We start from the raw sequence: 14,118 nt of genomic DNA, 5'->3' as shown, positions 1-14,118 counted from the left end.
GAAACAAACTGACGAGAATATTACATTCTCAATCCAAATGATTTCTCATTTGTTTTGTTCTCACTTTCGTGAAAACCACTCACTCGTTGTTCAGTTTTCAAAGATCAATTTCTCTTTCGCTATTCACCAGTGTGTCTCGGTGACAACTTTTATATCATAACATGTGAGATTTCATAATGCAAGCTTTATTTTCGATTTGTTTCATTCGATGATTTGCTTGCCGATCCATTTAAACAATGTTTATTGGGCCGGAATAAGAATATACCATTTCTAGTTCCACCTTAGCAAGTTGTAATTATTGACAATTATATTCCCTTCCTAATCTATCTCTCTTTCAATAAGAAAACCTCCTAAATGTATATAGGTAGAATTATCTTAAAAATCTGTTTCTTCTATAGAGAGATGTTTCACCCTTACTAAATAAGTTGTTAAGGTACTATTTTTAAGCGCAAGGGCAATACTGTTTCTCTAGACCCACACACAACGTCTCCAGTATGATCTAGAGACTATAAAATTCGGAGGTACCGGAAATTGGATGCTTACAGCGAAATTAAAGAAGGAGAAAAAGGCGCATGGGTCAGTATTATTGCTTATGTATGTCTCTCCGTTCTTAAATTACTTATTGGACTTTCTTCTGGGTCAGCAGCATTACTTGCTGATGGACTTAATAATACAACAGATATCATTGCCTCATTCGCCGTTCTTATTGGACTAAAGATTTCTCGGAGACCACCCGATCATGACCACAAGTATGGGCATTTCCGCGCTGAGACTGTCGCCGCATTAATAGCCTCCTTCATCATGATCGCTGTCGGAATTCAAGTATTAACTCAAGCAGTGCAGAAATTCTTCCAACCAACGATAGGTACCCCCAGTATGATTGCTGCATGGACGGCCTTATTCAGTGCTCTCGTGATGTTACTGGTATATCGATACAATATTCGCCTTGCTAGGAGAATTAATAGTAATGCGATTAATGCTGCAGCTCAAGATAACCGTTCGGATGCCTTTGTTAGTATTGGTGCATTTATAGGGATTGTCGGCTCCCAGTTTGGCTTACCTTGGTTAGATCCTTTAGCTGCAACCTTAGTAGGGATCATTATTTGTAAAACAGCTTGGGATATTTTTAGAGATGCTACTCACGCCTTAACCGATGGATTTGATGAAACAGAACTTGATAAAATAAAAGAAACGATCGCTGGCACTTCCGGTGTGGGGTCCATTAAAGATATCAAAGCACGTACCCATGGAAATAACATACTAGTCGATGTTACTATTGAGGTAGATGGTCACTTAAATGTCGTGGAAAGTCATGACATCTCAGAGGAAGTCGAGGATCGTATGATGATTACACATAAAATTTCACATGTAAATATTCATATTGAGCCTACTGAAACAGAAGATTGATTTATCCGATCTTAAACCTATTTTAATGTAGCCCTAAGGTTAGACCGATATAATGACATTACACAACGAACCCTATAAGAGGTTGTTCAAAAGACTATATTCGTAAATACATATTTGGAAACGAGGTAAATGATGAAGAAAATCATTATAGTCGGCTCCTTTGTTATCGCTGTAACGATCGGTGGAGCTTCCTGGAATAGTCAGGCAAGTGCCAATCCAGTCACAAAATCGCTGAACGTCACCGCACCAGTCAAAGATGACCTACTCCATGTTCTAAAGCTTTCTTCTAATGAAGAATTATATAATGCACTATATGATGGTAGTACACTAGCTGATCTTGCTCAGAATAATGATGTCGATGTCCAAAAGGTCATTAACTTACAGGTTTCGGAATTAATATCACAGTTGGATCTACGTTATGCTAGCGGAGGTCTAACTCTTCACCAATACGAAGCACAGAAATCGGAAGTTAGAGATCTGATTACAAATAGTGTGCACGGAACTTAGTAAGCACCTACTATAACAAAAGGCACTGCCCACATGCTGGCAGTGCCTTTTGTCTCTTTAAGGGTTCGATTCCTCTCAGCAAGAGAATCAGACAGACAATCTTTATCTTTTCACTAGACTTACTTACGCCCGTAATCAGCCTTGATCTCTCCCCATTCTTTCGTCTCCCACTTGCGTACCTTATTATCGTATTGATTCGTTTGTAGCCAATGTAGCGCTCTATCTACTAAACCCCATACTTCCTTAGTCGATTCATCACGCTCTAAAGTTGTCGCAACTTGCTTCTCTCTCACCCATTTCAGAGCTGTTCTGGAGTCGCTGTAAACCGTCTTTGTACTTCCCTCTTTTTTCAAAAACGCTAAAGAATGTACGATAGCCAAGAACTCCCCGAGATTATTCGTACCTTTCGGAATAGGTCCTTGTTCGAATACAATTTCTCCCGTCTGTGTATCCACACCTCTATACTCAATAGGACCCGGGTTCCCCCTAGTTCCAACATCAACTGAGATGCTGTTATAATCAATTGCTTCTATTGAAGCTTTCGACTTCGATGAGGTCGTTTTATTGGATTGATATGTCCCAGACAGAGCTTTACCTTCAGGCTTCTTCTTGCCCCAATGCTGTTTCCAACCATCACGGTAAGCCTGCTCTGCCTCTGCTTGAGAATCATATGACTTAAATTTAGCATCTTTAAATTGGGCTACTTGCGCCTGACATTCAGGCCACTTCGTGTAGATCCCGGGCGTATTCCCAACCCATACTACATAATACTTCTGCTTTGCCACGATATTCATCCCTTCAACATTCAAAGCTTCAACTTCTTCATTATCCAGACTCTCACCTGTTCATTGACGACTATTCAAAAGTTCCACTATCGATCACGATCGCATTACTTTCTTCGTCGTAAGCCAACAATAATGAGGTCACTTTTCTTAATTGTGATATTTCTACATACATTGATCCTTGAAGAAGCAGTATATCCTGATCTGTATTAAGCTTCAAGTCAAGGTTCCAACCATCCTTAGCGACTTGCACTTCCTTGCTTACTGCCGACCACTTCAATTGTGCTCCTAAAGAGTCAAACATAGTCCTTACGGGAATGTACAATCCTCCATCATTCTGAAACGGCTTCGTTGTAGGTGAAAATAATATCTGACGACCATTCAGCCATACTTGAATATCATCACCTGCTAGAGATAACTCGGTTGCATCAAGCAAATCCGTTTCACTGCGCACCGATTGTAACGCCTTAGGGTTAATATCTAATATTTTCACACTATGATTCAATGTATCTGACACATATAACTTTCCTGCTATAAAAGCAAGCGCAGAGGGCTGATTGAACATCGCTTCCTCCACAGTACCAGTCTCATTACCCGGCGTACTCTGTCCAGCAATATTGAGAACTCTGCCATCAGCCTGCACAGCACGAATCCGATGATTTAGACTATCCGCAATGAACAGTACGCCATCCTTGTAGGCGAGACCACGAGGTCGATTAAATAGAGCTTCCGCTTTCTCTCCATTTCGATATCCACCCACCATATATCCCGTTAGCGGATCAACTTCCGTCAATTCACCCGCAAATGTCTCCACTGTGTCCCCGTCAATTAGGCGAATTAATTGGTTGCCGCTATCTGAAACGTATAGATTCCCCTTGTCATCAAAAACAAGTCCCATAGGTTCATTAAACCGCGCTTCTGCAAGGAGTCCATCTTGATAACCACCTATTTGTCCAGTAACTCCTGCGTAAGTTGTGACTGTACCCTCCGGTGTAATTTTACGAATGACATGGTTAAGTGTATCCGCTACATACACATTGTCTTTATCGTCGACACTCAATCCCCCAGGCGCATTAAACTGCGCCCCTCCTAACTTACCATCCTTATAGCCAGCGATCCCGTTCCCAGCAAGCGTGTATACTTTGCCATCATCCACTTTGCGAATCACATGATTATCCGTATCACTAACATAGATCGTACCCTTACTATCTACTACCGTGAACGTTGGTTGACTAAAAGCGGCTTTGGAAGCTATTCCATCGAAATAACCACTTTGATCCTGTCCTGCTATAGACACCAACTTCCCATTGGTCCATTTACTTACTTGCCCACTTCCAGATTGAACAATAATGATGCTGTCATCAGAGGCGGCAATTATCCCCCAGGGTTGGTTGATGTTCTGGATTGCATATGTGACAGCCTTGCCCTTGGCGTTCACTGTTGTAACACTATCTTTAGTAGTATTCGAGGTTACTGACACTTGCGCATCTACCACTGACTCTGTCATAGCGAATGCCGATGTAAGAAGTAAGACTGCACAAGTTATAGATATATACTGTTTCTTCATCTGTTAACCTCCTCTTTGGGCGTTATATTGTGATGTATCTGTATTTGAAGTCTACCCTCTAGTAATAAAGACCATAATTCTTTCCACTTCATTCCCACCATCATCCAGCAATGGAATGAAAAGATAGTATGGACCTGGATCCAATCCATCTAGTAAATAATCTGAGAGCTTAAATACAAATGTTGTCGTACTCGTTGGGTTTATCTCATAATCATAACCAGCCCCTCCACCCTCACCTCTTACAAGAGTAGTAGTAACTTGGGTAACTTCATTGAATAACTCTAAATCTCCAACTGCATATCCTAGTGTATAAAGGGTAACTTCACTTTGGTCCGCTATGCCATTAGCATCTACGTTTATCTCATCTGGATCTACTCCCGGCTCGAACATCCATTCAAACATGTCCACAGGATCCGTTTGTATATCACCATAATCAGCATTCATCAACGTGTCAGCCTCAATCTCTATCATTACCACAGATCCGATCTCCATATTATTTTCCAATGTGATTGTTAACATTCTCCCATGAGTAGTGATATCTACTACTGGATTGGGAAGGGAACTTCCACCTAGAACGGTAACTATAACCCCTTGCTTATCCGGAGCTCCGGTAGCATCATTGAACGCAATATTCGTACTGAATGGCAGACTAAAACTTTTAGCACTCTTGATATAAGAATACTTATTATCAGAAAAGTCCATCGACTCAAACTCAGGTATTCCGACTACTGGATCTGGGATTGGGTCTGGCGGATTCGGTGTTGGATCTGGTGTTGGATTCGGTGTTGGATCTGGTGTTGGATCTGGTGTTGGATTCGGTGTTGGATTCGGTGTTGGATCTGGTGTTGGATTCGGTGTTGGATCTGGTGTTGAACCTCCGCCCCCACCTGAGGTTCCTCCACTCGCACTACCTCCACCTGCACTATCCCCCGTAGATGGATCGTTATAAACAATGGTCGGGCGCACTGCTGGTCCTGGCTTATTAGCCGCATCAATAGCGGCTTGCCGTTGTTTCTCTTCTATTAACTGCTTCAATGCATTTTTCCGGTCACCGTTATCAACTTCAATCTGTTGAATTTCTTCAGAATACTTCTCAAGTGCAAACAACGGCAAAGCATTCAGATCAAGCGGTGCTATCTCGCCTACTCCGTCTCTATTCAGGAGAAGCTGTTCGCTCGGAAGTATCTGCGGACCCTCGCTTCCATTCGCATGAGTCAAGCTGACAATTCCCTCAAGCACAGCAACATAACTTTCTCCCGTCACAGGATTAACTCCAACGAAGAATTGCGTGCCCATCACACCCATGATCGCGGTAGGTGTCTCAATCTCAAAACGAGAATCCCCTTGGAGCTTCTTCTTCACTGTAATGATGACTTGTCCATTATGTAGTTTCAGACTCGTTTTACCTTCAAGCGCTTTGGCGCTCTTGACCAACTGGCTTATCGTAAGCGTTGCTTCAGGACCTATTGTGACCTCCTTATCGTTGTCGAGATCCATGCTCATTTTACCGTTAGCTCCAGTAATAATCATATCGCCTTGCGTGATAGCCATCCCTTTGAATGCGTTGAACTTCTTCGTTCCACCACTCTTCTTTACCTCAGCCTTACCGCTAACCGATGTTATTTTCCCAGCCTTGTCAGTGTCCTTAGCAGCAACAATAGAAGGTAATATCATACCCGCTACTAATAACACCGTTAATAATAGCTTTATAAGCCTCATTTCAATCCCTCCAATGCATATATTGATATTCCCTTTTCCTTTCCTTTTACTTTAATTTCTCCTAGGGAAGTGGCTGTAACCCTCTCTTGCACCGCTTCATAGGTGGCCTCACTCATAATAATCTGTCCTGGCTTCGCATTACTCTCCAAACGAGCCGCCGTATTGACCGTATCTCCAATCGCAGTATAGTCCATTCTAGTTTTTGATCCAATATTACCAAATACGGCTGGACCCGTATGTATGCCTATACCGAACTTAACCCCAAACCCAAAACGTGCGATCAACTTTTCTTCGACTGCCGCAGATCCTTCCTTCATCGCCCAAGCAGCCTGCACGGCCTTCATAGGGTGATCCTCTAGCAATAGCGGGGCATTGAATATAGCCATCGTCGCATCCCCAATAAATTTATCCAAAGTCCCCTCATACTGAAAAATACAATTCGCCGTCAGATCGAGATACTCATTCAGAATTTCGACAATCTCCTCTGGCTCCGTTATTTCAGATAGTGTCGTAAACCCACGAATATCTACAAATAAAATGGTCAGTTCACGACGGCTTCCGCCCAGCTTCAATCCTTCATCCCCACTTTTTAATATTTGACTTACGACCTGTGGGGCGACATATCGGCCGAAAATATCCGTAACTCTGCGCTTTTCCAGCAATTCCTGAACATATCGAAAACAAATAACGACAATACAACTTACGATTAGAAAAGGGATGACATATCCTAATGAAATAATCGTCCCTTTACCGTATATATAGCTACCTCCCATAATCAACACTGCGATAATAGCAGCCACAGCAAGAATGGAGTATAACAACTTCAATCTACGGAATAAATAATAGGCGATCACCGCAGTAACTAGTAATATGGCAACATTCCATTTCCAATCTAGCACTTTTTTGAAATCACCATCTAGTAGTTCCTGCACAATATTAGCATGAATTTCTACACCATATGATGTACCTTTTCCACTGAGTGGTGTTCGATAATCATCCTTAAATCCTACAGCGTATGGACCAATCAGAACAATTCTATTCTCAAAATATTCAGCCGGAACCTCCCCACTAAGCACAGCAGAATAAGGAATTGCCTCATACTCCTGAGGAGCCTCTGAATACGAAATGTAGAATCTACCAAAGTCATCAAGCGGAGGCTTCTCCGGGTTCGCACTCTCACCCGTACGTTCCATGTACATTTGGTAAACAGACCACGCCATGCTTGGAATAGATTGTCCATCATATTTGAAGCTGTATAGTGACTTACGTACAACGTGATCACGATCAGGTATCGTATTAATATGAGCTACAGCCCCTGCCGCTTCTTTCAGTTCGGTGTAAGGCTCAGACAGACCCAATGCTTCGATATCCCCAGACTTAGCAGACGGAGCAAAGGTTCCATACGCAGGCAGAATAACATTCCCGGCACGAGATACTGCATCCTCGAATGCATGGTCTGAATCTATATCATCTGAACGCGTAGGGAATGTGACGTCAAAAGCAATGACAGTAGGGTTACCCTGTGCGAGTGTATCTACTAACCCTGCATGGATACTCCTACTCCATGGCCAACTCCCAAGATCTTCAAGACTCTGGTCATCGATCGCGATAATAGCAATTCGAGTATCCACAGCGCTTTCATGTTGCATCACCCGATCCTGAAAGAAGTACTCAATCGAGTCGAAGGCTCCTCTGTACATTAGGATACAGACAAGGGCTGTAAGTAAAGCCATCATATGTACAAGCTTTAGCTTCAATCCAGAACGCACCTCCATCTATGTTATTCCAATTCAAAACTTACAAAAACATATTATCCTCTGCAATAAGACGGTCAAACATAATTCGCTCTCTATTAGAATATGTCACATTTTCGACTTATTATTTACCATTATATACGAAAAATCTAGCAAATCGTCATATTATTTTAAGTATTCATTCAGATCATATAACTATTGAAGTTAGTTTCATCTTGTAGTGGAAAGTAAATATCAACGGTTGTCCCGACACCTACATCACTCGTAATATCCAATTGCCCTCCATGTGACGTCATTATTTTGTAGACAATCGTCATGCCGAGGCCATTTCCATCTTGTTTGGTTGTGTGAAACGGTTCCCCTATCTACATTTTAGCTATCCTGAATAATTACTTTGACACGCATAGTAATATATATTACATTGTAATCTAGAGGTGAGGAATGTGACCAGCAGCAATATTAGTCCCGAATTAATCCGTGGACATGTAGACACCATCATTCTTCGTGTTCTCAGCGAAAGTGATAACTATGGATATGAAATAATAAAGGCGATCGCCAAATATAGTCAGGGTCATTATGAATTGAAAGAACCCTCGCTTTACAGCAGCTTAAAGAGACTTGAAACACAGAAACTAATATCTTCCTATTGGGGTGATGAGAGTCAAGGAGGCAGACGTAAATACTATACGGTGACCCCATTGGGCATTGAAACATATGAAGCCAATGTTGCAGCTTGGAAGATTGCCAAAAATTTAATTGACCAGCTTATAGAATAATAGGAGGAACCCTTATGAATCGGTTACAGCAACACGTCGAACATTTATTCTCAGGATACAAAGAAAATAAACAAACGAAAGAGTTGAAATATGAGATTATATCGAACCTCGAAGCTAAAGTATCCGATCTAATCGCAGATGGAATGCCAATGGAGCAAGCCATAACGATTGCTATTGATCATATGGATTCTATCGACGGTTTAATCGATGGTAATCACCAAGTATATACACGCAGATTTCAATTGGAGCTCGTACAGATCGCTTTAATGTATACTCTGATTGCTTGGATATTGACTATACCTCTTGGGATTTTAGGCACAACAAGACCAGTTAGCCTATTCCTATTCATGATCGTTATTGTGTTAGGTGTCGCCTTCTTACTTTTAAATGGAAACAAGCAAGATCATTGGCTCAACAAAGTCTCTACTCTCCCTGTAGAATCGTTTTTACGATATAGAAGAATGGTTTGGATTATTTGGGGGCTTTTTATGGTGGTATCCATCACGACTACAACTGCACTTCGGTTCGGAAGCAATATTTGGTTTATGCGACCTATACACATCGATGGGCCCTATCAGTTTGCTGTCGTAACTATTCCATTTCTTTTACCTATGATCTCCATCATCATACCATTACTGTTCAATAGCGCTCTGAGGCTGTTGCATAAATATGAAGTAGGTGTCTCTTATGAAGACTAGGAACGTTGTAATCATTTGCTTGTTACTTGTCGGCGTGATTTCACTTGCAATCGTACAGGGGATTGTTATCCCACAGCGTGCTGAGAATGCACAACAATATGCTGAAGATCAGCAAGACCCACTTACACATGATGTGACATCCATTTTGAAATATCGTAACAAATATATGGGCAATGCTTCGAATAACATGAATCTGATCGGCTCATTGCCCTTAGCTAATATAGACAAATCGTTTCAACAGTTCCCTGACATATTCACTTTAGAAATTAATTACAAAGAAGAGTTATCGAATATGAACAAAAAGCACCTAGAAACATCCTTAATATACAATGCTACCGCAGCATTATCCTTAATCGATAACCTTGAAGCCATTCAGTTTAATTTTGAGGGAGCTTCTTATGAAGTAACGCGCAGTGTTGTTGCACTATGGTATGGAGTAGATGACCTATCTACCCTAACCGATGAAGCAACTTGGCGTGAACTAGTTCAAAGCAAACTTACGGATGACCACTATGTGTCCGATTGTATGAATACGATATTTAGCACCCCAAATTGATAAAATAGGAGAACCTAATGCAGCCATTTACGCAACAAGTGATTGACATTATACGAGCTATCCCCAAAGGGAAGGTTATGACATACGGCGGGATCGCCGCTTCTGCCGGAAGTCCTCGCGGTGCTAGACAGGTGGTCCGAATTCTACACACCATGAGCAATAAATATGATCTTCCATGGCATAGAGTGATCAACGTCAAAGGTGAAATAGCTATTCGCGATGATGAATCCAGCTTTCTTCAGAAGGCATTACTAGAGGAAGAAGGGATTCAACTCAATGGGAACGGACGGGTTGACCTATCCATCTATCGTCATGACGGGTAGGTTTCGTAGCATCGTTCGGCCGTTCACCATTTGGTATGATCGATGGTCAAGCCTTCTCGTACACAAGTCGACAGCTATTTCTACTAAGGCATATTTGCATAAAGAGGAACTCAGCGCCAAAGAGAGCATCCTTGGATGCTCTCTAAAATCCATAAATGGAATTGATAGCTCATCTTGCTTAAAGCAGTTCTAAACGTAGTTCATATCCTGGTGCTAATTCAAATTGTTCTGTCCTTGGATTAAATACTCTCGTTGTTATCTGTTTGTTCACCGTATCATATTCAACAATTCGAAACCGACCTTCCCCGCCAAATTCAGCACTCTGCCAATTTTGGAATAGTTGGCAGACCTTATTCCCATGTACACCGTAATCAATCCTGTGACTAACAGGCTCAGAGATATGATGCCCAGAGAATACAGCAATCACGTTGGAATGGTACTTCAAGTGCTTTTGCCATATATCTTCACCGTCATTACCATCCATTGTAGCCACATAGTTTTTCGGGTTGGCATCATCTCCCGGTTTCGTCCTTTCACCGTACTTATACATATAGCAATGCGTAATGACAATGACCTGACGATCCTGGTTCTCTCGAATGATCTGATCTGCCCAGTTCATAACTTCATCTCGTGGACCAAATTCAAGAACAAGAAATAGAAACGATGCACCTCCTGCTTCAAGTAATGCATACATATTCTCGGACTTCTGACGTTCAAACACATCCCCGAACCATGATTTATCCTGAAACCTATGCACACCGAAATACTGATTAAACATCGAAAGCGCTCTGCTGTCTACATTCTCCATCAGTCTACTAGACGAGATGATTGGCAGATCATAGTCATGATTTCCTGGCGCAATAACAAGCGGAAGATCCGCTTTATATATCGTATCCAGCGCCTCCGAAGCACCAAGGTACTCACCCTCGTCCTTTGCTCCTCTATCCACAACATCCCCTAAGTGGACAACCATACTCACATTTAGATTACTGGCATGGTCCGCAATCCAGTGGGTCATTCCCTTAAATAGATCCGGATAATGTCTAGATAATTTTTGTGTATCTGGAATTACAATAAATGATAACGTCCGTGAGGCATCACCCACTGTCATGCCTTCAACCTCTTTTCTATATGTTCTAATCGAAACTTTATAACCGAGCTTGTCAGATGAAATCAAACACTCATATTTTCACGATAAATGTATACATGCAGCTTCGTGTCCAAAGCTCACTGTTGTTAAACTTGGTACGACATGAGCACACTCCTGTGTAGCTACCGGGCATCTAGTCCTGAACACACATCCCGAAGGAGGATTTACGGGACTGGGAATATCTCCTTGGATGGGCTTCGCATCTTTTATTATAAATGGATCAGGTTCAGGAACAGAGTCTAACAATGCCTTTGTGTAGGGATGTACTGGGTTCCCGAATACATCATCTACGGTTCCGATCTCCATTAATTTACCGAGGTACATGACAGCCACTCGATCTGAGATATATTCCACCGCCGATAGATCATGTGAAATCATCAGAATAGTTATGCCAAGCTCCTGTCTTAGATCTGATAAGAGGTTTAAAATCTGAGCTTGCACAGATACATCCAGAGCAGAAACAGGTTCATCTGCAACAAGAAATTTCGGTTTTGTAACTAATGATCTCGCGATAGCTACGCGCTGCCTTTGTCCACCCGATAATTGATGCGGATACCGATCCAAACAATCCTGAGGCAACTGTACTTGATCTAGAACTTCCTTAACCATTCTTAATTGTTCTTTATGCGAACCTATTTTATTGACATAAAGCGGCTCACAGATAATGTCTTTCAATCGCATACGAGGGTTCAACGAGCTATTAGGATCTTGAAAGATCATTTGCATTTGCTTTCTGAGAGGACGCATCTCTTTCATTCTATGGTTGGTAATATCCTGTTCATTAAACAACACTTGCCCAGAGTATGGTTCATTTAAACGAAGCAGTGCTCGCCCTAAGGTACTTTTACCTGAGCCTGATTCTCCGACAAGTCCAAGAATTTCTCCCTTGTATATTCCTAGGGACACATCATCTACGGCTCGAACGTATGACTGTTTCTTAGAACCGAATTTAAAATATACTTTTAAGTCTTTCGTACTGGCTATCATTTTGTTATCCTGTCCATTCAATTCTCAGGTCCCTCCTTCAGGAAACAGCGAACCATGTGATCGGAATCGACTTCACGTTCGATGGGAATCTCCAACCTGCATTGCGCCATCGCAGAAGGACATCTATTGTGAAAAGAGCAACCATATATTTCAACAGATGGACTTGGTACTGTCCCCTGAATTGCGGCAAGCCTATCACCTTTGGTGGCACGAAGACCTTTTTTAGGCAGGGACTGAAGAAGTAGTCTCGTATATGGATGTTTAGGAGAACGAAATATTTGCTCTACAGTACCACTTTCAACAATAATCCCGCGGTACATGACTGCCACTTTATCTGCAAACTGAGCGACGACTCCCAAGTTATGTGTAATGAACATCATGGACGTCCCCTGACTTTGTTTGATCTGCTTAAGAAGATATAGGATTTGAGATTGAATCGTTACATCCAGGGCTGTGGTTGGCTCATCTGCAATTAATAGCTTCGGTTCACAAGACATAGCCATGGCAATCATCACGCGTTGCTTCTGTCCTCCAGATAATTGGAATGGATAAGACTTCATCCTTGTTGCAGCATCCGGGATCCCCACACTCTCTAACAGCTTTACGGTATTTGCAAAGGCTTTGGACTTCGCCATCCCTTTATGTTTCACAAGGATCTCCGCTACCTGTTCTCCAATCGTTAATAAAGGATTTAATGCCGTCATGGGCTCCTGAAATATCATCGACATAGCGGATCCTCTTAACGTATCGTACTGCTTACTTGTCATACCTACGAGGTGTTCTGTTCTGTCTTGATCGAGATTCAATGTGATTTCGCCCTTAACAAACGTATTCGTCGAATGGTTCTGGTTCCCTAGAAGACCCATAACTGCAAGAGCTGTAAGTGACTTACCGCAGCCTGACTCTCCTACGATAGCAACTGTTTCACCTTGATATATTTCGAGATTAATTCCATTGACGGCATAGACTTCCTGTTCTCTTTGACGAAAACCGACTTGAAGATTCTTAATGGCTAGTAAAGGCTTCATATGATTTAATTCTCCTAATCCTTAATGGCGGAAATGTCCATCGAATCCTTGAACCAATCTCCTATAGACTGCATAATCAATGTCATGACAATAATAATGATGGATGGAGTGATCGCAATCCACCAGGAAGTAAGCAAGTAGTTCCTTCCGTCACCTACCATTCTTCCCAGGCTGGCCGTTGGTGGTTGAATACCTATGCCTAGAAAGGATAGCGTCGATTCCATCGTGAGGATCGCAGGGAAATTGAGCGTCATCATGACTAATATCGTAGGTAGAATATTCGGTAAAATATGTCTAAATATAATATACCTTCCTGACGCGCCTGATACTTGCGCTGCTTCTATATATTGATTCTCACGCAAGGAAAGCACGAGTCCTCGTGTAATTCTAGCATAGCTCTCCCATTTGGCTAGGCCGATTAAGGCAACCAGCACGATGATGTCATTTCCAAGTAATACAATTCCCATTAATAGAATTAATGTATATGGTATTGCGAATTGAAAATCCACGATTGCCATAATGATTTTATCTACAGTTCCTCCAATATAACCACTGATCAAACCCGCTGTTACACCGACAATACATCCGATCACAAGCCCGACTAGAGCTATACTCGCACTGACTCTAAGACCGTAAATAACCCGAGATAATATATCTCTACCAATTTGATCCGTTCCAAGCGGATGATCCCAGCTTCCTTCTAAATACACGGGTGGCTGATTGTTGTTCAATAAATTCGTTGCATCGGGATCATAGGGCATAATCCATGGGGCCAAGAGTATTACTAAAGCGAACAGAATGGCCAGAATGAAACTGATTTTTATGGTCCATGGTGACTGCATCATTCTTCTCATAATCATCATC

At 41.9% G+C, this 14,118-nt stretch carries 15 protein-coding genes; 6 read left to right on the top strand and 9 right to left on the bottom strand.

The annotated features are described in order from the left end of the window. Positions 1-531: 531 nt before the first annotated feature. Both AC1TO8_RS15225 and AC1TO8_RS15220 read left to right on the top strand, forming a co-directional pair. Positions 532-1,407, top strand: a complete 876-nt coding sequence (locus tag AC1TO8_RS15225) for a cation diffusion facilitator family transporter (protein WP_482056460.1) — start codon at positions 532-534, stop codon at positions 1,405-1,407. Between the two features lie 129 nt (positions 1,408-1,536). Further along, positions 1,537-1,914, top strand: coding sequence for a hypothetical protein (locus AC1TO8_RS15220; protein WP_482056459.1), 378 nt, complete (start codon positions 1,537-1,539; stop codon positions 1,912-1,914). Positions 1,915-2,033: 119 nt separating this feature from the next. Here the strand turns inward: AC1TO8_RS15220 and rnhA are convergent, their stop codons facing one another. From rnhA to AC1TO8_RS15195, 5 genes are all read right to left on the bottom strand, one after another. Then, on the bottom strand, positions 2,034-2,699 hold the full coding sequence (gene rnhA / locus AC1TO8_RS15215) for a ribonuclease H (protein ID WP_482056479.1): 666 nt from the start codon (positions 2,697-2,699) through the stop codon (positions 2,034-2,036). A 70-nt stretch (positions 2,700-2,769) separates the two neighbouring features. Continuing rightward, a complete protein-coding gene (locus AC1TO8_RS15210; RefSeq protein WP_482056458.1) occupies positions 2,770-4,263 on the bottom strand; it encodes a stalk domain-containing protein in 1,494 nt (497 codons plus the stop codon). Between the two features lie 51 nt (positions 4,264-4,314). Beyond that, positions 4,315-5,982 (bottom strand): FecR family protein, encoded by a 1,668-nt coding sequence (locus tag AC1TO8_RS15205; RefSeq protein WP_482056457.1) that lies wholly within the window; start codon positions 5,980-5,982, stop codon positions 4,315-4,317. Continuing rightward, positions 5,979-7,739, bottom strand: coding sequence for a CHASE2 domain-containing protein (locus tag AC1TO8_RS15200; protein ID WP_482056456.1), 1,761 nt, complete (start codon positions 7,737-7,739; stop codon positions 5,979-5,981). Before AC1TO8_RS15200 ends, AC1TO8_RS15205 begins: the two co-directional genes overlap by 4 nt. Before the next feature lie 179 nt (positions 7,740-7,918). Continuing rightward, positions 7,919-8,101 (bottom strand): ATP-binding protein, encoded by a 183-nt coding sequence (locus AC1TO8_RS15195; protein WP_482056478.1) that lies wholly within the window; start codon positions 8,099-8,101, stop codon positions 7,919-7,921. Positions 8,102-8,179: 78 nt separating this feature from the next. Between AC1TO8_RS15195 and AC1TO8_RS15190 the strand changes: the two genes are divergently transcribed. Genes AC1TO8_RS15190 through AC1TO8_RS15175 form a run of 4 tightly spaced genes read left to right on the top strand, consistent with a single transcriptional unit; the run spans position 8,180 to position 10,089 of the window. Further along, positions 8,180-8,512 carry a PadR family transcriptional regulator gene (locus AC1TO8_RS15190; RefSeq protein ID WP_482056455.1) on the top strand — a complete coding sequence of 111 codons (333 nt, stop codon included), beginning with the start codon at positions 8,180-8,182 and terminating at the stop codon, positions 8,510-8,512. 14 nt (positions 8,513-8,526) lie between these two features. Then, entirely contained in the window at positions 8,527-9,210 is a 684-nt protein-coding gene (locus AC1TO8_RS15185) for a permease prefix domain 1-containing protein (RefSeq protein WP_482056454.1), read from the top strand. After that, positions 9,200-9,766 carry a DUF4825 domain-containing protein gene (locus tag AC1TO8_RS15180; protein WP_482056453.1) on the top strand — a complete coding sequence of 189 codons (567 nt, stop codon included), beginning with the start codon at positions 9,200-9,202 and terminating at the stop codon, positions 9,764-9,766. The genes AC1TO8_RS15185 and AC1TO8_RS15180 overlap by 11 nt, the downstream gene beginning before the upstream one ends. A 17-nt stretch (positions 9,767-9,783) precedes the next feature. Further along, complete coding sequence (locus AC1TO8_RS15175; protein ID WP_482056452.1) at positions 9,784-10,089, top strand: MGMT family protein; 306 nt, start codon at positions 9,784-9,786, stop codon at positions 10,087-10,089. Positions 10,090-10,267: 178 nt separating this feature from the next. Here AC1TO8_RS15175 and AC1TO8_RS15170 read toward each other — a convergent pair whose 3' ends face one another. The 4 genes from AC1TO8_RS15170 to AC1TO8_RS15155 form a co-directional block, all read right to left on the bottom strand. Beyond that, on the bottom strand, positions 10,268-11,200 hold the full coding sequence (locus tag AC1TO8_RS15170) for a metallophosphoesterase (protein ID WP_482056451.1): 933 nt from the start codon (positions 11,198-11,200) through the stop codon (positions 10,268-10,270). 78 nt (positions 11,201-11,278) lie between these two features. Next, entirely contained in the window at positions 11,279-12,247 is a 969-nt protein-coding gene (locus tag AC1TO8_RS15165) for an ABC transporter ATP-binding protein (protein WP_482056450.1), read from the bottom strand. Then, positions 12,244-13,254, bottom strand: a complete 1,011-nt coding sequence (locus tag AC1TO8_RS15160) for an ABC transporter ATP-binding protein (RefSeq protein ID WP_482056449.1) — start codon at positions 13,252-13,254, stop codon at positions 12,244-12,246. The genes AC1TO8_RS15165 and AC1TO8_RS15160 overlap by 4 nt, the downstream gene beginning before the upstream one ends. A gap of 14 nt (positions 13,255-13,268) precedes the next feature. Beyond that, a complete protein-coding gene (locus tag AC1TO8_RS15155) occupies positions 13,269-14,117 on the bottom strand; it encodes an ABC transporter permease (RefSeq protein WP_482056448.1) in 849 nt (282 codons plus the stop codon). Position 14,118: the final 1 nt, after the last annotated feature.

The sequence above is a fragment of the Paenibacillus sp. Y859 genome (assembly GCF_056786405.1).
The sequence above is the reverse complement of the archived record's forward strand: the minus strand, read 5'-3'. Positions and strand labels throughout refer to the sequence as shown.

Coding starts and splice junctions, on each gene's coding strand:
- AC1TO8_RS15220 (WP_482056459.1), top strand. CDS start 1,537: ATGATGAAGAAAATCATTATAGTCGGCTCCTTTGTTATCGCTGTAACG.
- AC1TO8_RS15155 (WP_482056448.1), bottom strand. CDS start 14,117: ATGATGATTATGAGAAGAATGATGCAGTCACCATGGACCATAAAAATC.
- AC1TO8_RS15175 (WP_482056452.1), top strand. CDS start 9,784: ATGCAGCCATTTACGCAACAAGTGATTGACATTATACGAGCTATCCCC.
- AC1TO8_RS15170 (WP_482056451.1), bottom strand. CDS start 11,200: ATGACAGTGGGTGATGCCTCACGGACGTTATCATTTATTGTAATTCCA.
- AC1TO8_RS15160 (WP_482056449.1), bottom strand. CDS start 13,254: ATGAAGCCTTTACTAGCCATTAAGAATCTTCAAGTCGGTTTTCGTCAA.
- AC1TO8_RS15210 (WP_482056458.1), bottom strand. CDS start 4,263: ATGAAGAAACAGTATATATCTATAACTTGTGCAGTCTTACTTCTTACA.
- AC1TO8_RS15205 (WP_482056457.1), bottom strand. CDS start 5,982: ATGAGGCTTATAAAGCTATTATTAACGGTGTTATTAGTAGCGGGTATG.
- AC1TO8_RS15180 (WP_482056453.1), top strand. CDS start 9,200: ATGAAGACTAGGAACGTTGTAATCATTTGCTTGTTACTTGTCGGCGTG.
- AC1TO8_RS15185 (WP_482056454.1), top strand. CDS start 8,527: ATGAATCGGTTACAGCAACACGTCGAACATTTATTCTCAGGATACAAA.